Source organism: Nocardioides sp. Root140 (assembly GCF_001426745.1).
Lineage (GTDB): Bacteria > Actinomycetota > Actinomycetes > Propionibacteriales > Nocardioidaceae > Nocardioides.
Window position 1 is genome coordinate 1,679,933 of record NZ_LMFI01000010.1, and the last position, 20,551, is coordinate 1,700,483.

Sequence of the window (20,551 nt, forward strand, 5' to 3'; positions counted from 1 at the left end):
ACACGAGAAGGAGCACCACATGGGACGCATGATCTTTCCGAACCTGCCGGTCAAGGACGTCTCCAGGACGATCGACTTCTGGACCAGCCTCGGCTTCGAGTTCAACCGTGACTTCAGCAGCCCCGACGCCGCCTGCCTGGTCGTCAACGACCAGGCCAGCGTGATGCTCCTGCAGGAGAAGTTCTTCCACGGGTTCCACGACACCACCCCGCACACCGGCACCGAGACCCTGCTGTGCCTGGGGGTGGAGAGTCGCGAGGAGGTCGACCGCCTCTGCGAGGCCGCTGCCGCAGCCGGCGCCACGGACGCCGACCAGCGGGTCGACCAGGGGCCGATGTACGGCGGCTCGTTCCGCGACCTCGACGGTCACATCTGGGAGGCGTTGTGGATGGCCACTACCTGACCGCGGCCACCAGTTGAAGGGCGCGCTCTGCGGCCGGTACGGCGAGCACGCGGTCGGCCGGAACCAGTCCGACGCGGGTACGCCGGTCGAGCAGGTCGTCGACATCGACGGCACCCTCATGGGTCACGCCGAAGATCAGCTCCGCCAGCGTGGCCGGAACGGTGGGCGCGATCGGAGCCAGCAGTTCCTCGTCGGAGAGACCACTGACCGTGCGGGCGTTCTCGAGCACGGCCCTCGCCTCGGTGCCGAAGCGACGGACCAGTCTGGCCGGCTCCTCGAGCTTCGCGAGCTCGGCGCGCGGGGCGGCACCGACCAGCGGCAGGTTGCGGGTGCGGCAGCGGCCGTCGGCCAGGTGCGTGGCGTCGACGGCGTCCTCGGCCATCTGGCGGTAGGTCGTGAGCTTGCCGCCGACGATCGTGATGACCCCGGTGTCGGAGGTCAGCACCGCGTGCTCGCGTGACAGGTCGGAGGTGCTGCCCTCGCTCTGGAGCAGTGGCCGCAGCCCGGCGTACGCCCCGATCACGTCGGAGCGGTGCAGCGGCCGGTCGAACGCGGCGGCCACCACGTCGAGCAGGAAGCCGATCTCGGCCTCGGACGGTTCGGGGACGTCGGGGATCTCGCCCTCGACCTCTTCGTCGGTGAGCCCGACGTAGATCGTGCCGTCGGGCTGCGGGAGCACGAGCACGAACCGGTTGGAGGTGTGGGGGATCGGTGCGGTGACGGCCGTGGTCAGGCCCGGCAGGGTGTCGGCGCGCAGCACGAGGTGGGTGCCGCGGCTCGGCTTGAGGGTGACGTCGACGATGCTGGCCGCCCAGACGCCGGTGGCGTTGATGACCTTCTTCGCGCGGATCGTGTGCTCCGCGCCGGTGATCTCGTCGCGGATCACGGCGCTGGTGCCGGTGGCGCTGAGCACGCGGGCATGGTTGCGGACGTCGGCGCCGTGCGCGACCGCCGTTCGGGCGACGGCCGTGACGAGTCGGGCGTCGTCCTCGAGCTGGCCGTCCCACGACAGCAGCCCACCGCGGAGTCCGGCGCTGCGCAGGGCGGGCGCCATCCTGAGTGCCTCGGTGCGCGAGACGCGTCGGGGCCTGGGCAGGGTGTCGGCCGTGGTGCGGGCCTTGCGTCGCAACAGGTCTCCGGCGAAGAAGCCGGCCCGGGCCAGGCTCGCCTGCGGCCGGCTCACGCTCGACATCAGCGGCAGCAGCATCGGCATCGCGTGCGTGAGGTGCGGGGCGGTGGTCTCCATCAGGATGCCGCGCTCGACCGCGCTCTCGTGGGCCACGCCCAGCTGCAGCTTGGCGAGGTAGCGCAGGCCGCCGTGCACCAGCTTGGACGACCAGCGCGACGTGCCGAAGGCCAGGTCGAACGCGTCGACGGCCACGACGTCGAGGCCGCGCGAGGCGGCGTCGAGGGCGACGCCGGTGCCGGTGATGCCCAGGCCGATGACGAGCACGTCGGTCTGGTCGGGCAGGTCTGCCACACCGGTGCGGATCCTGGGCTCGGTGACGGGGTCGGTCATGGTGTCAGGCCTCCGGTGATCAGGTCGGCGAGGGCGGCGCCCAGGTCGCCCTCGGAGATGGTGTCGTCGGCCATGGTGTGGGCCGAGAGGGTGAAACCGTGGGCGGCCAGCAGCACGGTGCGAGCCAGCAGCTGCGGGTCGCCCGCCCGGACGTGACCGGCCTTCTGCCCCGCCGCGATGCGCGGCGCGATCATTTCGAGGATCAGCTGCTGGGAGCGACCGCGGCGGACGAGCAGGTAGGGGAGCAGGAGCTCGGGGTCGACGTCGAGGATGCGTCGCATCAGCGGGTTCTCACGCAGTGCGCCGATCGCCGCGACGATGCCGTCGGCGATGCGTCGTGGGGTCGGTGCGTCGTCGGGCGCCTCGGGCACGGTGGCCACGATGTCGCCCCATTCGCGGGTCATCAGGTCGGCGAGGAGGGTCTGCATGTCGGGCCAGGCGCGGTAGATCGTCATGCGCGAGACGCCGGCGCGACGTGCCACCTCGGTCAGCGTCGTGCGCTTCCAGCCGAGGTCGAGGATGCAGCCGCGGGCCGCGTCGAGGTGGATATTGTGACGGGTTGACGTCATATGTCACACTGTAACACATGACCACAGAGATGCACCCCTCCCGCTGGGGCAACCCGGCCGAGGCCACCGCCCTGCCCGAGTCCACCCGAGGGCTGGTCGAACTGGCCCTCGGAGTCCGCGAGACCCCGGCAGTCGAGGAGGTCTCGTTGCCGCCCGTCGGGCTGGCCGACGACGTCCTCGCCGAGCTGCGCGCCCTGCTCGGTGACGACCACGTGCTCACCGACGACGAGCACCGCCGACTCCGCACCCGTGGCAAGTCGACCCCCGACCTGCTGCGCGCCCGCTCCGGTGACCTCACCGACGCGCCCGACGTGGTGGCCCGCCCCGGCACCCACGACGACGTCGTCGCGCTGATCGCGCTCGCCGTTCGCCATCACATTGCGATCGTCCCCTTCGGCGGCGGTACGTCGGTCACCGGCGGCCTGGTCGCCCGACGCGAGGGCTACGCCGGCGTCGTCTCGGTCGACCTGATCCGCATGAAGGCGTTGCGAGAGGTCGACAAGGAGTCGATGACGGTCGTGCTCGAGCCGGGCCTGCGTGGACCGGAGGCCGAGGAGCTCCTCGCGGCCGAGGGCCTGATGCTCGGTCACTTCCCGCAGTCCTTCGAGTTCGCCTCGATCGGTGGTTTCGCGGCCACCCGGTCCAGCGGCCAGTCGAGCGCCGGCTACGGCCGCTTCGACGCGATGGTGATGGGCCTGACCCTGGCCACGCCCCAGGGCACGCTCGAGGTCGGCAGCTCGCCGGCCAACGCCGCCGGCCCCGACCTGCGCCAGCTCGTGCTGGGCTCCGAGGGTGCCTTCGGCATCATCACGTCGGTGCGCGTCCGGGTGAAGAAGCTGCCCGTCGAGAAGGTCTACGAGGCGTGGAACTTCCCCTCGTTCACCGCCGGTGCCGACGCGATGCGCCACCTCGCCCAGAACGGCCTCATGCCCACGGTGCTGCGGCTCTCCGACGAGAACGAGACCGCCCTCAACCTGGCCTCGCACTCCGACGTCGGCGGCGAGTCCACCGGCGGCTGCCTGATGATCGTCGGCCACGAGGGGATCTCGGTGGCCGCTCGCCAGGCCCTCGTCGGCGCGGCCCTCGAAGAGCTCGGTGGCACTCCGCTGGGCGAGGACCGCGGTGCCGTGTGGGCCGAGGGACGCTTCCACGCCCCCTACCTGCGCGACTCGCTCCTCGACGTCGGCGTACTCGTCGAGACCCTCGAGACCGCCACGTTCTGGTCGAACCGCGACCGGCTCTACAAGGCCGTCGCGAGCGCACTCACCGAGGCGCTGGGTGAGAAGACCTTGGTGCTCTGCCACATCTCGCACGTCTACGAGACCGGTTGCTCGCTCTACTTCACCGTGGCCGCGCCCCAGGCCGACGCGCCCCTCGAGCAGTGGCTCGCCGCCAAGGCGAAGGCCAGCCAGGCCATGGTCGACGCCGGCGCCACGATCACCCACCACCACGCGGTCGGCACCGACCACAAGCCCTGGCTCGCCCAGGAGATCGGCGAGGTCGGTGTCCGCATCCTTCGCGCGGTCAAGGCCGACCTCGACCCGACCGACGTGCTCAACCCGGGGGTGCTGATCCCGTGACGCGCTCCTTCTCGTTCCTGGTCAACCCGTCCTCCGGCGGCGGTGCGGCCCCCGGCGCCGTCGTACCCGTCGCCAGGCTGCTCCGCGACGCCGGAGCAGCGGTCGACGTGACCTACTCACCGGGCCCCAAGGCGACCCACGACCTGGTCTCCGGTGCTGTCGAGCGCGGCGACGTGGTCGTCTCGGTCGGTGGCGACGGCATGCTCTCCTCGATCGCCGGCGAGGTGTCGCGACTCGGGGGCACCCTCGGCATCGTGCCGGCAGGACGCGGCAACGACTTCGCCCGCATGCTCGAGCTGCCCGATGAGCCCGACGCCGTGGCCAGGATCCTGCTCGACTCCGTGCCGACCCCTACCGACTTGGTGCGCGCGACGCTGCCCGACGGCACCAGCCACGACGTGGCCGGCTCCGTCTACGCCGGAGTCGACGCGAAGACCGCCGACCTGGTCAACAGGATGCAGTGGCTGCCCAAGAAGCTGCAGTACCCCGCCGCCACGGTGCGGGCACTGGCCACCTTCAACGCGGCGTCGTACACGGTCGACGTCGACGGCGACAGCCACGACTTCGCCGCGGCCACGGTCGTGGTGGCCAACTCCGGCTACTACGGCAAGGGCATGCACATCGCCCCGTCGGCATCCGTCGACGACGGTGAGCTCGACGTCATCGTGATCGAGGCGGCCGGCCGGTTCGACATGATCCGCTCGTTCCCCAAGGTGTACGACGGCCGGCACATCGACCTCGACCAGGTGCACGTCTTCCGTGGCAGGGCGATCACCCTGACGTCGCGTCCCGGTGTGGTGATGGGCGGCGACGGCGAGCCCCTCGGCATGCTCGGTGACGCGCCGGTGCGCATCGAGGTGCTTCCCGGCGCCGTCAACATCCTGCGCTGACTGGCGAAACTCACCCGTCCGGGTTCGCGACGCTCATCGGTCGCGCAGGCGTGCAAGGCGGCCGCGGACCCGGACGGTGAACGGCCGGCTTTCGACGCCCCGCCCCCGAGCAGCGCGGCGCAGCGCCTTGGCGTGCTGCCTGGCCGTCTTCCGCTCGCGGCGCAGGGCCATCCTGATCGCGCCCTCGACGGCCTGGGCGGCGGCGTCGAGCGAGATCGTCGACGGCTCCGGGTCGGTGCCCTCGTCGACCTCGACCCGGTCGAGCAGGTCGAGGTCGCCGATCACCCGGACGCCCAGGGCCTGGAGACCCTCGACGCGTTGGCGGTTCAGCTCGGCGATGCGCTCGACCGCCCACGCGGGAATGCCCGGAACCCTCGCGTCCGTGGGAGCGGGCGCGGCCCGGCGCATGCGCAGGACGACGCCGTTCTGCACCACCTGGTGGTAGAGCTCGCCGGACCAGCCCTCGTCCGCGAAGACGTGGTTGATCCGCCGGACCAGCTCGGCCTCCGGCAGCGTCAGGGACCGGTTCGAGTGCTCGGCGGAGAGGTCGAGCAGCCCGGTCGGAAGCCCGAGGAGCTGCTCGAAGGCATCGGGCGCCATCCGGTTGCGGGCCTCGTCCGCGACGATCACCGTGACGTTGTCCAGTCCGGCGTGCCCCGCCCAACGCTCGACGACCGACGGGGTGCTCTGGGGAAGCCAGATGCGGCGGTGCCGGGGCCCGCCCGTCGGCTGCAGCACCACACGAAGCCACTCGTGGTAGGCCATCTGCTCGCCGCCCTTGACCAGCTCCTGCCAGTACGACGGCAGCAGCCGGTCGTAACGACGAGCCACCATCAGCACGTGCGGCCTGCCCTGGCCGAGCTCGCGCACGATGCGTCCGGCCTGGTAGTCGTGTGCGCGCCCGAAGTCCTCGTTGCTGACCAGCACCGTCGAGTCGCCGGCCGCGCCGACCTCGTCGACGAGGTCGGTCCAGGCGCTCGGCGGGGGCATCGTCCGCCCGCGTGGCGCGGCTCCCATCAAGGCCCAGCCCGCCCGTCGTGGACGTACGTCGTCGCCTGCGTAGACCACTCCGTGATCCGTGAGGGCATCACGTGAGGCGTGGAGGGCGTGCTGCAACGCCGTGGATCCGGTCTTGGGCGGGCCGATGTGGATGACCCGGCTGCCTCGGGGCAGGCGAAGTCCAGGGTCGGCCGGGGGAGCGTCGGGGCTCATTTGCTGCACCTCAAATGTCACGCGACGTGTCTGCGGGGGTCCGGTCACCGTATCCGAGTCGGGCCGTGGCCTCCGGTGTGAGCGAGATCCTCAGCTCGGGGTGGGGGGCTTGATCCGCATGGACTCCAGGGCCAGGGCGACGACGATGTGCTTGTCGTTGCCCGGGTCCTGTGCGTCGTACCAGAGATCGGTGGTCTGGCCGTCGGTGATCGGAGCGGCTCTGCGCACCATCATCGGCCGCTGCACCCACCGCTGCACGCCGTGCGCGTCGTGGAAGGTGAAGGTGACGGTGGTGAAGACGCTCGAGCCCTCGCTGGACGCTGTGTATCCCTTGTCGGACACGGTGGCCAGGGTGCGGGTTCCGGTCTTCATCAGCTCCTCTGCCAGCCGGGCTCGCGCGATCCGGCGGCGGTAGGCGAACAGGCTGAGCAGCAGCAGCGCGGCCGCGAGCACCAGCAAGCCCAGACCGACTCGCTCCGCGACCCGGCTCTCGATCTCGCGTGCCGTCGTCCAGGTGCCGAGGCCGCCTCCCGACGCAGCCGCGGCGAGGCCCTGGGCGATGCCGAGCTTCGAGGAGCGCAACAGCAGGGGACCCCATGCGATCAGGCCGATGACCGTCAGGGTCATGCCGACCGGGACGGCGGCCATGGTGACGGTGCTGGGCGGCGACTCAGTGACGTCGGCGGACATCTCCGTCCAGCCGACGCCGGTCAGGTAGCCGCCGATGACGAGGACGACCAGGTTCAGGCCGACGCGCAGGGCACCCGGGGCACGCTCGGCCTTGGCCCGGCGCGCGGCAATGGGATCGATCGTGCTCATGCGCGACATTCAACAGGAACCCCGCGCTCAACCGCCGAAATTCCACAGCAACAGTTCCGTGGGTGCAGTGGCGGTGACCGTGCCGCCCTCGTCCCTCAGTCGTACGGCGTAGGCCTCGCCGAGCGCCACGTCGTCGAGGGTCGCCGATCCGGTGGTCACGAAGAGGTGTCCGAGTGGGGCATCTGGCAGGTCGACGCGTTCGCCGGGGGCCAGGCGTGCGGCGTACAACGTCGCTCCGGAGGCGCCGATCCGGGTGATCGCGTCGGGTCGTGACCCCGACACGACCGGCTGCCACGCGGCCTCGGGCTCCACTGGTGCCGAGTCGTAGCGGGTCGGGCCGCCGGGCTCGTCGGGCAGCACCCAGGTCTGGATGAACCTGGTCGGGCCGCTGGCCACGTCCACGGTCTCGGAGTGCACGACACCGTCGCCGGCCGACATCACCTGCACCCGACCGGGCTCGATCACGCCGGACGTGCCGGACGAGTCCGCGTGGCGGAGCGCGCCGTCCAGCACCCAGGTGACGATCTCGAGGTCGCGGTGCGGGTGGTCGGGATAGCCGCCACCCGGCTGCACCAGGTCGTCGTTGTGGCAGACCAGCAGGCCGAAGCGCAGGTTGTCGGGGTCGTAGTGCGACCCGAACGACAGCGAGTGGCGGGTCACCCGTCCGTCGGCATCGGTGACGAAACGCTCGCCGGCCCGGTGGATTTCCATGCCTCAGAGACTAGGTTGATCGAGGTGAGCATCGACCTGCCGTCCACCTTCCGATTCGGCGCCAGCACCGCGGCCTACCAGATCGAGGGCGCGGTCGCCGAGGGCGGCAGGGGCCGCAGCATCTGGGACACCTTCTGCGCCGAGCAGGACCGGGTCGTCGACGGGTCGAGTGGAGCGGAGGCCTGCGACCACTACCACCGGTACGCCGAGGACGTCGCGCTGCTCAAGGGGCTGGGCGTCGACGGCTACCGGCTCTCGATCGCCTGGCCGCGGATCCAGCCCGACGGCACCGGGGCGCCGAACGCCGAGGGCATCGCGTTCTACGACCGCCTGCTCGACGAGCTGCTCGGTGCCGGCATCGACCCGATGGTCACGCTCTACCACTGGGACCTGCCCCAGGCCCTGGAGGACGATGGCGGCTGGCTGAACCGGGCGACTGCCGAGCGCTTCTCCGAGTACGCCGCGATCTGCGGCGAGCGATTCGGCGACCGGGTGCGCCAGTGGGTGCCTGTCAACGAGCCCAATGTGGCGAGCCTCATGGGCTACGCCCTCGGGATGCACGCTCCGGGCAAGACGCTGATGTTCGACGCGCTGCCCGCCTGCCACCACCTGCTGCTGGCGCACGGGCTCGGCACGCAGGCGCTGCGCGGGGCCGGGGTCGGCGAGATCGGCTGCGCCAACAACCACGCCCCGATGTGGCCGGCCAGTGACGGCGACGGCGACCTCGCCGCGACCGGGCTCTTCGACGACCTGTGGAACAACCTCTTCGCCGACCCGATGCTGCTCGGCGAGTGGCCCGAGGACCTCGCTCCGCTGATGGAGCCGCTGGCCCGGGAGGGGGACCTCGCGACGATCAACCAGCCCCTCGACTTCTACGGCGTCAACTACTACAACCCCTACCTGGTGGCGGCCGCCGCCGAGGGTGCGGAGTTGCCGTTCGAGTACCGCGACATCGAGGGCTGCCCGACCACCGACTTCGGCTGGCCGGTCGTGCCCGACGGCCTGCGCGAGCAGCTGGTGACCCTGCACCGGCGGTACGCCGACCTGCCGCCCGTGGTCATCACCGAGTCCGGCTGCGCCTACAACCTGGGCCCCGACGAGGCCGGCGTCGTCGACGACCGGGCCCGCATCGACTACCTCGACTCACACCTGCGCGCGGTGGCCGACGCGATCGCCGAAGGTGTCGACGTGCGCGGCTACTTCACCTGGTCGATCATCGACAACTTCGAGTGGAGCGAGGGCTACACCCAGCGCTTCGGCCTGGTGCACGTCGACTACGACACCCAACAGCGCACGCCGAAGAAGTCCTACGACTGGTACCGCGCCTACATCGCGGCGGCGGGGCAGGACCGCTGATTGTGTGTGGGTCCTGACGCACCAGGTGAGTCAGAACCCACACGATGACGAGTGGGCCGTCGTCAGAGGGCTGCGGCGGTGCGGGTTCCCTGCTCGATCGCGCGCTTCGCGTCGAGCTCGGCGGCAACGTCGGCCCCGCCGATCAGGTGTACGCCGCTGGGGTTGAGTGCTGAAGTGGTTGCCCCAACCGCCAGTTCAGCACTCAACTCGTCGTACAACCCGCGCACCGACTCCTGCCCCGCGCAGAGCACGACGTGGTCGACGTCGAGCACCTGCTGGCTGGTCTCGCCGGACGCCGAGGTGACCGTGATGTGCAGTCCGGCGTCGTCGACCTTGTCGTAGGAGGCGCCCGGCACCATGTGCACGCCGGAGTCCTTGAGCACGGCGCGGTGCGCCCAGCCGGACGTCTTGGCCAGGCCCTTGCCGATCGAGGTCGTCTTGCGCTGGAGCAGCCACACCTCGCGGGGAGCGGTGCGCGGCTTCTTCTCGGTCAGGCCGCCTCGGTGGATGGCCGGGTCGCCGACGCCCCAGTGCGCCATCCAGTCGTCGAGGTCGTCGCCGGAGTCGTGGGTCAGGAAGTGGCTGACGTCGACGCCGATGCCGCCGGCACCGATCACCGCGACCCGGCGGCCGACGGTCACCGACCCGTTGAGCACCTCGTCATAGCGCACGACCTTGGCGTGGTCGACGCCCGGGAACGCAGGCACCCGTGGCGTCACACCCGTGGCGACGACGACCTCGTCGAAGCCGGCCAGGGCGTCAGGGGTGGCCTCGGTCGAGAGGCGCACGTCGACACCGAGCACCTCGAGGCGGCGGGTGTAGAACCGCAGCGTCTCGCGGAAGTCCTCCTTGCCGGGGACCTCCATCGCGAGGCGGAACTGGCCGCCGAGGCGGTCGGACTTCTCGAACAGTGTGACGTCGAGACCGCGCTCGGCCGCGGAGACCGCCGCGGAGAGGCCGGCCGGTCCGGCGCCGACGACGGCCACCTTCTGCGTCGTACGCGTCGGGCTGAGCACCAGGGTGGTCTCGCGGCAGGCACGCGGGTTGACCAGGCACGAGCTCATCTTGTTGGCGAAGACGTGGTCGAGGCAGGCCTGGTTGCAGGCGATGCAGGTGTTGATCTCGTCGGCGCGACCGGCGGCGGCCTTGTTCACCAGCTCGGGGTCGGCCAGGAACGGGCGCGCCATCGAGACCAGGTCGGCACCGCCCTCGGCGATGATCGACTCGCCGATCTCGGGGGTGTTGATCCGGTTGGAGGCGCAGACCGCGATGCCGACCTCGGGCCGCAGGCGCGCGGTGTAGTCGCGCCACGCGCCCGGCGGCACCTGCGTGATGATCGTGGGCACCCGTGCCTCGTGCCAGCCGATGCCGGTGTTGAGCAGGTCGACGCCGGCCTCCTCGAGACCCTGGGCGAGCTCGACGGTCTCGTCCCAGGTCTGCCCGCCCTCGACCAGGTCGAGCAGCGAGATGCGGTAGCCGATCATGAAGTCGCGGCCGACCAGCTCGCGGGTGCGACGGACGATCTCGAGCGGGAAGCGCATCCGCTTCTCGGCCGAGCCGCCCCACCTGTCGGTGCGGTCGTTGGTGCGCGCCGCGAGGAACTGGTTGATCAGGTAGCCCTCGGAGCCCATGATCTCGATGCCGTCGTACCCCGCTCGCTGGGCCAGGCGCGCGGCCTTGGCGAAGTCGGTCGCGGTGCGGTCGACGCCCCGCGTCGACAGGGCGGTGGGCTTGAACGGGGTGATCGGCGACTTCCGGCTCGACGCCGAGACGCTGTACGGCGTGTAGCCGTAGCGCCCCGCGTGCAGGATCTGCAGCGCGATCTTGCCGTCGTGCTCGTGCACCGCGTCGGTGACCTGGCGGTGCCGCGCCGCGTGCAGGCTGTTCGACATCGTCGAGCCGAGCGGCTTGAGCTGGCCGCGGAAGTTGGGGGAGTAGCCGCCGGTGATGATCAGCCCGGCACCGCCCTTGGCGCGTTCGGCGAAGTACGCCGCAAGCTTGGGCAGGTTCCAGAAGGCGTCTTCCAGACCGGTGTGCATCGAGCCCATCACGACACGGTTGCGCAGCGTGGTCGACCCGATCGTGATCGGCTCGAGGAGGTGGGGGTAGTTGTTCATCGCTCAGCTTTCGTGTGGGCGTCGATGTATTCGGTCAGCCAGTCGATCCAGAACTCCTCGAGGCGTACGCCGCCGCGGAGCACGAGGAAGACGTCGAGGTCATGGCCGGAGAGTCCGGACGGGTCCGGGAAGTCGCGGGCTTCGAGATGGTGGTAGAGCGAGAGCTTCTTCCGGTGGTCGTCGAGCTTCTCCCGGGCCTGGTCGAGGATCGTCGTGCGGTCGCCGTACGACGCCCCGCGCATCTTCACCATCAGGTCGGAGCGCAGCGGATCACCCGACGTCGGTTCGGCCAGCCAGCGCTCGAGCTCGAGGCGACCCGGCTCGGTGACGTCGTACACCTTCTTGTCGGGGCGGCCCTGCTGGGCGACGACGGTGGAGGTGACCCAGCCGTCCTTCTCCATGCGGCCCAGAACGCGGTAGATCTGCTGGTGGCTGGCGGTCCAGAAGTAGCCGATCGACTTGTCGAAGCGCCGGGTCAGCTCGCTGCCTGAGGCCGCGCGCTCGCTCAGGGAGACGAGGAGCGCGTGTTCGAGGGCCATGCCGACCATCCTGCGACACCTATGCAACTAGTTGCAAGCCTGCGTGGCGGGGGTCACCTTGCGGTATACCCCCTAGGGGTATACCGTCCTGATCATGAACACGTCCTGGCGCATGGCAATGTCGGCCACCCTCCACTGCCTCACCGGCTGTGCGATCGGTGAGGTCCTGGGCATGGTGCTGGCCACCTGGTTGGGCTGGAGCGCGGGGCCGAGCGTCGTCCTCGCGGTCGCGCTGGCCTTCTTCTTCGGCTACCTGCTCACCTTCGTCGGCGTGCGCCGTGCCGGTCTCGACGTCCGCTCGGCGGTGCGTACGGCGCTGGCCGCCGACACCGTCTCGATCCTGGTCATGGAGATCATCGACAACACCGTGATGGTCACCGTGCCGGGTGCGATGGACGCCGGCCTCGGCGCCTGGCTCTTCTGGACCGCCCTCGCGTTCTCACTGGCCCTGGCCTTCGTGCTCACGGTGCCGGTGAACCGCTGGCTGATGAGTCGGGGCCTGGGCCACGCCGTGGTCCACGAGATGCACCACGGTGGCGCCGACGAGCACGCCCACCACGCCCACTGAGTGATTCCGGCCGCCGATCGTGACAGTGGATCTGTCATGATCGGCGGCATGACTATCGAACTTGGTCAGGGCACTGGTCCGCTGCGTGGAGTGAAGGTCGTCGAGATCGCCGGCATCGGGCCCAGCCCGCACGCCTGCATGATCCTGGCCGACCTCGGTGCCGACGTCATCCGCATCGAGCGACCGCGTGGTCAGATGCTCACCGGCGGATCGCACGACCTGCTCAACCGCGGTCGTCCGAGTGTCGCGCTCAACCTCAAGGACCCGGCTGCCGTCGAGACGGTGCTGAAGCTGGTCGAGGGGGCCGACGTGCTGGTCGAGGGCATGCGCCCCGGCGTCACCGAGCGGATGGGCCTCGGTCCCGACGAGTGCCTGGCCCGCAATCCGAAGCTGGTCTACGGCCGGATGACGGGCTGGGGCCAGACCGGCCCGTTCGCCCAGGTCGCCGGGCACGACATGAACTACATCGCGATCACCGGCACCCTGCACGGGCTCGGCCAGGACAAGGCGCGGCCGTCGTTCCCGGCCAACCTGGTCGGCGACTTCGGCGGTGGGTCGACGTACCTCGTGATGGGCATCCTCGCCGCGCTGCTCGAGTCGCGCACCAGCGGACAGGGCCAGGTCGTCGACGCGGCGATCGTCGACGGCACCGCCCACCTGAACGCGATGACCGCGGCCTTCCTGGCCGGCGGCGGCTTCCATGAGGAGCGCGCCTCGAACCTGCTCGACGGCGGCACGCCGTACTACGACGTCTACGAGACCTCGGACGGCAAGCACATGTCGGTCGGTCCGCTGGAGCCGCAGTTCTACGACCTGTTCGTGGAGCTCCTGGAGATCAAGGACATCGCGCCCGACCGCTACGACGCGGCCAACTACTCCACACTGAAGGCGTTGATCGCCGAGCGTTTCGCGACCCGCACCCAGGCCGAGTGGGTCGAGGTGTTCGAGGGAACCGACGCCTGCGTGGCCGGGATCATCCCGATCAGTGAGGCGATCGAGCACCCGCACATGAAGGCCCGTGGCGTCTTCGTCGAGCACGAGGGCCTGACCCAGCCGGCACCGGCCCCACGGTTCTCGCGCACCGAGGCGACCCTGTCGTCGCCGCCCGCGCCCGGCCCCGGCGCGCACACCCGTGAGGCCCTTGCGGCATGGGGCATCGACGACGTCGACGCGTTGCTCGAGGGTGGCTCCGCAGTCCAGGCCTGAGTCGGACCGTTCGCAGTGCCGAGAGTGAGGTTCGTGTCGTGAGTCGGGCCGTTGGACGACACGAAGGTCACTCTCGGGGCCCTGACTCCGAGTCCCGGTCAGGCGGTCAGGAAGTCGGCCAGCGAGGCGACTTCGGGGGTGGCGCCGGCCTCGGCCAGCGCGTCCTCCAGTGCCCGGTCGTGGTCGGGGCGGGCCTTGGTCAGCGCCTTGCGCCCTGAGGCAGTGAGCTCGGTGTAGATGCCGCGCCGATCGTCGGCGCAGAGGATGCGGGTCAGCAACCCGCGGTCCTCCAGTCGGTTGACCAGGCGCGTGGTCGCGCTCGGGGAGAGTGCGGCAGCGCGGGCCAGCTGGGCCATGCGCATGTGCCAGCCGTCCTGGCGGGACAGCGCGTCCATCACGGTGAACTCGACGACCGAGAGGCCGTGACCGCTCGAGAGTGCCTGCTCGAGCCGCGCCTCGATCATCTGGTGCAGCGCGGCCAGTCGGCGCCAGCCCTGGGCCCGCACCTGGACCGCCTCGTCACTGATTCCCATGCGCACCATCATAGCGCCCGTTTGCAATAACCAGCGCGTGCAACTAATCTCGAGCGAAAACGTTGCACACGCGGCATATTGCACACGCAAAGGAGCTTCCATGAAACCCGGACTGCTGGCCCTCGCCGTGGGCGGCTTCGGCATCGGACTCACTGAGTTCGTGATCGCCGGCCTGCTGCCCGAGGTGGCAGCCGACTTCGCGGTCAGCGAGGCCACTGCCGGCTGGCTGATCTCCGGCTATGCGCTCAGCGTCGCGGTCGGCGCGATCCTGCTGACCGCGGCCGTCGTACGCCTGCCGCGCAAGCAGGTGCTGCTCGGCCTGATGGTGCTGTTCATCGTCGGGAACCTGGTCTCCGCGCTGGCCACGTCGTACGACGCGATGCTGGTCGGCCGCATCATCGCCGCCCTGTGCCACGGCGCGTTCTTCGGCATCGGGTCCGTGGTGGCCGCCTCCCTGGTCGCGCCGGAGAAGAAGGCCGGTGCCATCGCGTTGATGTTCGCCGGACTGACCAGCGCCAACGTGCTCGGCGTGCCGGCCGGCACCCTGCTCGGCCAGGCCGCGGGCTGGCGCTCGACGTTCTGGGCGATCACCGCGATCGGCATCGTCTCGTTCGTCGCCATCGCCCTGCTGGTGCCCGGCAAGGTCGCCGGTGCCGACGCGCCACCTCGCCTGAGGCAGGAGCTGGGGGCGTTCACCAGCGGCCAGGTCTGGTTGTCGCTGGCGGTCACCGTGCTCGGCTTCGGCGGCATGTTCGGGGCGTTCACCTACATCGCCTACACGCTCACCGGGGTCAGCGGCTTCGCCGACTCGTGGATCCCGTGGCTGCTCGTCCTCTTCGGTGTCGGGCTGTTCGTGGGCAACCTGTTCGGCGGCCGGGCGGCCAACAGGGCCGTCGCGCGCACCTTGTTCGTGGTGCTGGCCGGGCTGGTCGTCGTCATGGTCCTCTTCGCGCTCACCGCGGAGAGCAAGGCACTCACCGTCGTCGCCCTCTTCCTCATGGGTGCCTTCGGGTTCGCCACCGTGCCCGGACTCCAGATGCGGGTCATGGACCACGCGGGACAGGCGCCGACCCTCGCCTCGGGTGCCAACATCGGCGCCTTCAACCTCGGCAACGCCATCGGCGCATGGCTGGGCGGTCTCGCGATCACCGCCGGCCTGGGCTACACCTCACCCCTGTGGGTCGGTGCCGGGCTGGCCCTCGCCGCGCTCGTCGTACTCGCCCTGGCGGAGGCAATCGCGGCTCGTGAGGTTCATGACACCGAGGCGCTCGTGAGTGCCTGAAGCGACGCGACGGGGAGGGTGATCTGTCCGATTCGGGTTAGGTTGTGCCGCAGCACTGACCGCAATCCGACGGAGATTCGTGAACATCTTGGGCACCGCCATCGACCGCGAGGCCGCTCTCCCGGCCGCGATCGGCACCATCCCCAGCGGCCTCGCGCTGCTGACCGGCCACCCGAAGCTGGCCGCCGGCCTGCTCGCACTGCCGGTCGGGCTGGTGGCGTTCTTCCGTGACCCCGAGCGCGCAGCCGACCTGGCCGACGTCGACGAGGACACCGTCGTCGCCCCCGCCGACGGCAAGGTCATGCACGCCGGCCCGGCCCAGCCCGGCGTGGCACCTCCCAGGGATCCGGCGCAGGGGGACTGGCAGCAGATCAGCATCTTCCTGTCGCTCTTCGACGTGCACATCAACCGGGCGCCGTACGCCGGCGTGGTGGAGTCGGTGACCTACCGGCCCGGGAAGTGGCTGGCCGCCTACAAGTTCGAGTCGGCGTTCGAGAACGAGCGCAGCGACATCGTCATGAACCGCACGGTTCGCGGCGAGCAGCGCACCTACGTCTTCCGTCAGATCGTCGGACTGGTCGCGCGACGCGTGGTCACCCGGGTCAAGGCTGGCGACGAGGTGGGCACCGGCGCGCGCATCGGCCTGATGAAGTTCGGCTCCCGGATGGACGTCTTCCTGCCGCCCGGCGTCGAGCTGCACGTCAAGGAGGGCGACCGCACGGTCGCCGGGGAGACGGTCCTGGCCACCTGGCCCGGAGCCGCCCGATGACGGACAGCTCACTGCGACGCCGGCTGCTTCGGCGCTGGCGACTCGAGTCCCACTCCGGCGCCGAGGTCGTCTCGCTTCGCCAGCTCAGCGCCCGCGAGCAGTTGCGGGTCACCTCGCCGAGCCTTTTCACGACGGCCAACATGGGCTGTGGGTTCTCGTCGGTCCTGCTGGCCACCTCCGGGCACTTCCAGCTCGCCGCGATCCTGATCGCGGTCGCCATCGTGATGGACATCGCCGACGGTGCGGTCGCCCGGCTGGTGGGCGCCACCTCCCCGTTCGGAGTCCAGCTCGACTCGCTGGCCGACCTGGTCTCGTTCGGCCTCGCGCCGGCCGTGCTGGTCTACACCTGGGTGCTGCCCGAGTGGCCGGTGATCGCCTGGCTGGCGGCGTTCTTCTGGCTCGCCTGCGCCGGCTTCCGGCTGGCGCGCTTCAACTTCACCATCGACCCGACCGACGACAAGCGCTACTTCATCGGCCTGCCCTCGCCGGCCGCCGCCGCGGTCGTGATGGCCACGGTGTTCGCGATGGACAACCCCGACGTCGCCGGCCCCGACTTCCGGGTCGGCCCGGCCATCCTGGTCCCGGTCGCGATCAGCCTCGTGCCCGCCCTGCTGATGGTCTCGACGGTCCGGTTCCGCTCCTTCCGCGACCTGGTCACGCCCCGCACCACGCAGACCCGCGTGTGCACCACGGTCGCCGTACTCGTCGTGGCCGCCGGGCTGGCGCTGGCCCCGGCCACCACGGGTGTCACGGTGGCCTACCTGTACGTCGCGACCGCGCCCCTCGGCGTGCTCACCGCCCCGCTACGGGCACGCATCTTCGGTGCTGACTCGGTGGCCCCGCCCCGCACCCGCCAGCAGTCGGTCTTCCTGCCGCTGGCCGGCGACGAGGACGCCGTCGGCGACGAGGCCTGAACCGCACCGGAACCTCCCGGTCGCCGTCCTGCGATAGAACTGGTGCATGGCCGACGCGAAGCAGGAGGGCAGTGCGTCCCTCGTGACCGTGCTGGTGGCGCTGGTCGCCAATGCCCTCGTGGCGACGGCGAAGTCCGTGGCCGCCGCGGTCACCGGGTCGGCCTCGATGGTGGCCGAGGCGGCACACTCATGGGCCGACACCGGCAACGAGGTCTTCCTGCTCTTCGCCGAGCGCTCGGGCGGGCGGGCCCGCGACGAGAGCCACCCCCGCGGCTACGGCCGGGCGACGTACGTCTGGTCGCTGGTGGCCGCGTTCGGCCTGTTCGCGGCCGGTGCGGTGGTCTCGGTCTGGCACGGGCTCACCGAGCTGACCGGGGAGTCCGAGGATCCCGACTACCTGATCAACTACGTCGTGCTCGGCATCGCGTTCGTGCTCGAGGGCATCTCGCTGACCCAGGCCACCCGCCAGGTGGTCGGCCAGGCGCGCTCCTTCGGCATGCGGCCGCTCAAGTTCGTCGACCGCACCTCCGACTCGACCCTGCGCGCGGTCTTCATGGAGGACTCGGCCGCCATCATCGGTCTGGTCCTCGCGGCCAGCGGCATCGCGCTGCACCAGCTGACCGGCAACGCGATCTTCGACGCCCTGGGCTCGATCGCCGTGGGCCTGCTGCTGGGCTTCGTGGCGGTGTTCCTGATGCGGCGCAACATGGACTACCTGCTCGGGGAGGAGATCTCGCCGCAGCTCGAGGGCCGGGTGCTGGCCACCCTGAAGGCGCGTCCGGAGATCCACCGGGTCAGCTACCTCCACGTCGAGTACGTCGGCCCGCACCGGTTCTTCATCGTGGCCGCCGTCGACCTCACCGGCGACGACCGCGAGGGCGAGCTGGCCATCCGGTTGCGCGGGCTCGAGGCGTCGCTCGAGCAGGAGGAGATGATCGAGGACGCCATCCTGACGCTCTCGATCCCCACCGAGCCCACGCTCTGACCCACCTGCCGTCCCACGCTCTGACCTACCCGCCGTCCCACCCCTCTGACCCACCCGCCGTCGTACCGAAGAACGGGCGCAATGGCCCGATTCGGCTCAAATGTGGGGGAAAGTGCGGCGTTGTGCCCGTTCGGCGGTACGCGCGGGTGCCCGGGTCGAAGTCAGGCCAGGGCGATCGTCGCCTCGAGCACGAACTGCGGGTCGGCCAGGCGGTCGCCGTACAGCTCGCGCAGCCGGCCGACGCGGTAGCGCACTGTCTGCGGGTGCACGAAGAGTGCGGCGGCGATGTCGTCGCGCCGGCCCTGATGGAGCAGCCAGGCGCGCAGGGTCTCGGTGAGCTTGGCGACCGTCGAGGGGCGCAGGCCGTCCATCGGTGCGAGCACACGGGCCCGCAGGTCGGCCAGGGCGGAGCCGTCGGCGGTGGTCACCAGCGGCACCAGGTGGTCGTCGGTGTCGACGGACGACTCCTCACCGCCCAGGCCGAGCCCGAGCGTGCGCAGGGCGCGCACGTAGGAGCCCTTGGCGTCGATCCACGGCCGGCTCGGTCCGATCGCTGCGGTGCGGTCGCCGATGCGGCGAACCAGCTCGCGGCGGCCCCGGGAGTCGAGGTCGGCGACCAGGATCGCGGTCATGTCGGGGTGCTCGTCGAGGCCGGGCGCCTCCGTGCCGGCGATCAGCGAGCGAGGATCGATGAGCGTTCGCAGGGTGCCCAGCGTCGACTCCGGCGTGATCACCGCGGTCAGCGTGGTGGGCGGCTCCCAGTCGGCGCGCTCGGCCAGGGCCAGCGCGTCATCGGCGCCGAGGTCGGCCAGGAGTCCGGCGGCCAGTCGTTCCAGATGCCGCTCGCGGACGCGCCCGGACGTGGCCAGCTCGTCCGCGTGACCGGAGACGCTGACCGCCGACAGCTCGTCGATGTAGTCGAAGACCAGCTCCGCGAAGCGGGCCAGCTCGGCGGCGGGGAGCCCCGCCTCGACGGCGCTGCTGCTCAGGTCGTGCCAGGCGGTGCGGGCGCCCACGCGGTACGCCGCAGCAAGGGCGTCCATGCTGCGCCCGCTGCGCGCCTCGCCGCGACCCAGGGCGTACGCCGCCTCGAAGACCGACTCGACCCGGCTGCCCGGGCCAGCCCCGGCGGGCGTGGCGGTCATGTCGAGGAAGCCGCTCAGTGCCATCGTCACGGCGGTCTCGATGTTGCGCCCCATGCGGCCGCGGAACGGCTCGGAGTAGCTCGGCACCTCGCGGATCACCGAGCTGACCACGCGCTCGGCACAGCCGGCCAGCTCGCCACGCATGGCGGCGATCACCGGGTCCGGCAGGCGCAGTCCGCCCAGACGGGCACTGCGTGGCTCGCTCATGGACGCCTTCTTTCACTCGCTGCGAACAAAAGACTACTCCAGATTCACGCAGGGAGGGTCAGGACTTCACACGTGGAGGCGGGCACGATGGTCACATGGTCCTTCTTGATGGTGCTGGCAGCTCGACACGACTCCGTGACCGACTGGTCAGGGTCGTGGAGGCAGCGACCACGCCGCTGCTGCCGGCCGACTACCTCGACCTGTTCGCCCCCTTGCGCAGTGGGGCGGACCTCCGGGGCCGCATCGTCTCGGTGCACCCGGAGACCGCGGATGCCGCGACGATCGTGATCCGCCCCGGGGCGGACTGGGCAGGCCACGTGCCCGGCCAGTACCTCCGGATCGGCATCGACGTCGACGGCGTCCGTGAATGGCGCGCCTACTCGCTGACCCACGGCCCGCGCGCCGACGGCAACATCTCGATCACCGTCAAGGCCGTCCCCGACGGCAAGGTCAGCAACCACCTCGTCCACCGCGCCGAGGCTGGCACGCTGGTCCACCTCGAGCAGGCGACCGGCGACTTCGTGCTCGCGTCGAAGCCGGGCAAGCTGCTCTTCGTCACCGCCGGCTCCGGGGTCACCCCGGTCGTCGGCATGCTGCGCAACCTCTTCCCGGCCACGGACTCCGGCGTCCTGCGGCTCGACCGCAGCAAGGCGCTCGACATCACGGTCGTCCACGTTGCCCCGAGCCGCCCCGAGTCGATCTTCATCGACAACCTGCACGAGCTGCACGAGGCCGGCGCGATCAACCTGGTCGACCGGTACGACGACGTGCACGGCGTGCTCGACATCGACACGCTCTCCGAGCTCGTCCCCGACCTGGCCGAGCGTACGACGTACGCCTGTGGCCCCGGTGGTCTTCTCGACGCGCTCGCGAAGCACCACGAGGCCGCCGGGCTCGAGCTGTTCACCGAGCAGTTCCGCCCGGTCGTCATCGCCGCGGGCGAGGGGGGCACGGTCACCTTGGAGAAGTCGGGCGTGAGCCTCGACCTCGACGGTGCGACCACGATCCTCGACGCGGCCGAGCAGGCCGGCGTCCTGATGCCCAGCGGTTGCCGCATGGGCATCTGCATGGGCTGCGTGCTGCCGATGCGTGAAGGCGCCGTCCGCGACCTGCGCAACGGCGCGATCACCACCGCCACCCCGGGCGAGACCGACAACGGCGGCGTACCGATCCAGACCTGCATCAGCGCGGCCGCCGGGCCGTGCCACATCGACCACTGACTTCAAC

Annotated in this window: 20 protein-coding genes; 11 read left to right on the forward strand and 9 right to left on the reverse strand. The window is 70.7% G+C overall.

The annotated features are described in order from the left end of the window. The first annotated feature begins 19 nt into the window (after nt 1-19). Complete coding sequence (locus ASD30_RS18395; RefSeq protein WP_056684670.1) at nt 20-403, forward strand: VOC family protein; 384 nt, start codon at nt 20-22, stop codon at nt 401-403. Here ASD30_RS18395 and ASD30_RS18400 read toward each other — a convergent pair. Together ASD30_RS18400 and ASD30_RS18405 are read right to left on the reverse strand one after the other, a co-directional pair. Beyond that, a complete protein-coding gene (locus ASD30_RS18400; protein ID WP_056684673.1) occupies nt 396-1,922 on the reverse strand; it encodes a glycerol-3-phosphate dehydrogenase/oxidase in 1,527 nt (508 codons plus the stop codon). The genes ASD30_RS18395 and ASD30_RS18400 overlap by 8 nt on opposite strands. Then, on the reverse strand, nt 1,919-2,491 hold the full coding sequence (locus ASD30_RS18405; protein WP_056684675.1) for a TetR/AcrR family transcriptional regulator: 573 nt from the start codon (nt 2,489-2,491) through the stop codon (nt 1,919-1,921). Before ASD30_RS18405 ends, ASD30_RS18400 begins: the two co-directional genes overlap by 4 nt. 17 nt (nt 2,492-2,508) lie before the next feature. Here ASD30_RS18405 and ASD30_RS18410 point away from each other — a divergent pair, with 17 nt between their 5' ends. Both ASD30_RS18410 and ASD30_RS18415 read left to right on the forward strand, forming a co-directional pair. Next, nucleotides 2,509-4,071: an FAD-binding oxidoreductase gene (locus ASD30_RS18410; RefSeq protein ID WP_056684678.1), complete on the forward strand. Its 1,563-nt coding sequence runs from the start codon at nt 2,509-2,511 to the stop codon at nt 4,069-4,071. Further along, nucleotides 4,068-4,961 carry a diacylglycerol/lipid kinase family protein gene (locus ASD30_RS18415; protein ID WP_056684681.1) on the forward strand — a complete coding sequence of 298 codons (894 nt, stop codon included), beginning with the start codon at nt 4,068-4,070 and terminating at the stop codon, nt 4,959-4,961. The genes ASD30_RS18410 and ASD30_RS18415 overlap by 4 nt, the downstream gene beginning before the upstream one ends. A 33-nt stretch (nt 4,962-4,994) precedes the next feature. On the opposite strand, the gene ASD30_RS18420 is transcribed toward ASD30_RS18415, so the two are convergent. From ASD30_RS18420 to ASD30_RS18430, 3 genes are all read right to left on the reverse strand, one after another. Continuing rightward, a complete protein-coding gene (locus tag ASD30_RS18420) occupies nt 4,995-6,173 on the reverse strand; it encodes a hypothetical protein (protein WP_156393687.1) in 1,179 nt (392 codons plus the stop codon). A 90-nt stretch (nt 6,174-6,263) separates the two neighbouring features. Next, nucleotides 6,264-6,992: a DUF3592 domain-containing protein gene (locus ASD30_RS18425; RefSeq protein WP_056890410.1), complete on the reverse strand. Its 729-nt coding sequence runs from the start codon at nt 6,990-6,992 to the stop codon at nt 6,264-6,266. A 27-nt stretch (nt 6,993-7,019) separates the two neighbouring features. Beyond that, nucleotides 7,020-7,703 carry a pirin family protein gene (locus tag ASD30_RS18430; RefSeq protein WP_056684690.1) on the reverse strand — a complete coding sequence of 228 codons (684 nt, stop codon included), beginning with the start codon at nt 7,701-7,703 and terminating at the stop codon, nt 7,020-7,022. Nucleotides 7,704-7,727: 24 nt separating this feature from the next. On the opposite strand from ASD30_RS18430, the gene ASD30_RS18435 reads away from it, so the two are divergent. Then, the gene (locus tag ASD30_RS18435; protein WP_056685270.1) at nt 7,728-9,059 is read left to right on the forward strand and encodes a GH1 family beta-glucosidase; all 1,332 of its coding nucleotides are present in this window, start codon (nt 7,728-7,730) and stop codon (nt 9,057-9,059) included. A 62-nt stretch (nt 9,060-9,121) separates the two neighbouring features. Here ASD30_RS18435 and ASD30_RS18440 read toward each other — a convergent pair whose 3' ends face one another. Next, complete coding sequence (locus tag ASD30_RS18440; RefSeq protein ID WP_056684693.1) at nt 9,122-11,176, reverse strand: NADPH-dependent 2,4-dienoyl-CoA reductase; 2,055 nt, start codon at nt 11,174-11,176, stop codon at nt 9,122-9,124. Next, nucleotides 11,173-11,715: a PadR family transcriptional regulator gene (locus tag ASD30_RS18445; RefSeq protein WP_056685273.1), complete on the reverse strand. Its 543-nt coding sequence runs from the start codon at nt 11,713-11,715 to the stop codon at nt 11,173-11,175. The genes ASD30_RS18440 and ASD30_RS18445 overlap by 4 nt, the downstream gene beginning before the upstream one ends. A gap of 94 nt (nt 11,716-11,809) precedes the next feature. On the opposite strand from ASD30_RS18445, the gene ASD30_RS18450 reads away from it, so the two are divergent. Further along, nucleotides 11,810-12,283 (forward strand): DUF4396 domain-containing protein, encoded by a 474-nt coding sequence (locus tag ASD30_RS18450; RefSeq protein ID WP_056684696.1) that lies wholly within the window; start codon nt 11,810-11,812, stop codon nt 12,281-12,283. Between the two features lie 48 nt (nt 12,284-12,331). Next, nucleotides 12,332-13,489 (forward strand): CaiB/BaiF CoA transferase family protein, encoded by a 1,158-nt coding sequence (locus ASD30_RS18455; RefSeq protein ID WP_056685276.1) that lies wholly within the window; start codon nt 12,332-12,334, stop codon nt 13,487-13,489. 98 nt (nt 13,490-13,587) lie between these two features. Here ASD30_RS18455 and ASD30_RS18460 read toward each other — a convergent pair whose 3' ends face one another. Then, a complete protein-coding gene (locus ASD30_RS18460; RefSeq protein ID WP_056685279.1) occupies nt 13,588-14,022 on the reverse strand; it encodes a MarR family winged helix-turn-helix transcriptional regulator in 435 nt (144 codons plus the stop codon). Nucleotides 14,023-14,122: 100 nt separating this feature from the next. Here ASD30_RS18460 and ASD30_RS18465 point away from each other — a divergent pair, with 100 nt between their 5' ends. From ASD30_RS18465 to ASD30_RS18480, 4 genes are all read left to right on the forward strand, one after another. Then, a complete protein-coding gene (locus tag ASD30_RS18465) occupies nt 14,123-15,304 on the forward strand; it encodes an MFS transporter (RefSeq protein ID WP_056684700.1) in 1,182 nt (393 codons plus the stop codon). Between the two features lie 79 nt (nt 15,305-15,383). After that, nucleotides 15,384-16,073: a phosphatidylserine decarboxylase gene (locus ASD30_RS18470; RefSeq protein ID WP_200949896.1), complete on the forward strand. Its 690-nt coding sequence runs from the start codon at nt 15,384-15,386 to the stop codon at nt 16,071-16,073. Next, on the forward strand, nt 16,070-16,987 hold the full coding sequence (gene pssA / locus ASD30_RS18475; protein WP_056684703.1) for a CDP-diacylglycerol--serine O-phosphatidyltransferase: 918 nt from the start codon (nt 16,070-16,072) through the stop codon (nt 16,985-16,987). The genes ASD30_RS18470 and pssA overlap by 4 nt, the downstream gene beginning before the upstream one ends. Nucleotides 16,988-17,033: 46 nt before the next feature. Further along, on the forward strand, nt 17,034-17,972 hold the full coding sequence (locus tag ASD30_RS18480; RefSeq protein ID WP_056684706.1) for a cation diffusion facilitator family transporter: 939 nt from the start codon (nt 17,034-17,036) through the stop codon (nt 17,970-17,972). A gap of 161 nt (nt 17,973-18,133) precedes the next feature. Here the strand turns inward: ASD30_RS18480 and ASD30_RS18485 are convergent, their stop codons facing one another. Next, a complete protein-coding gene (locus ASD30_RS18485; RefSeq protein WP_056684709.1) occupies nt 18,134-19,324 on the reverse strand; it encodes a PucR family transcriptional regulator in 1,191 nt (396 codons plus the stop codon). Nucleotides 19,325-19,419: 95 nt separating this feature from the next. Between ASD30_RS18485 and ASD30_RS18490 the strand changes: the two genes are divergently transcribed. Beyond that, nucleotides 19,420-20,544 carry a ferredoxin reductase gene (locus ASD30_RS18490; protein ID WP_056684712.1) on the forward strand — a complete coding sequence of 375 codons (1,125 nt, stop codon included), beginning with the start codon at nt 19,420-19,422 and terminating at the stop codon, nt 20,542-20,544. The last annotated feature ends 7 nt before the right edge of the window (nt 20,545-20,551 follow it).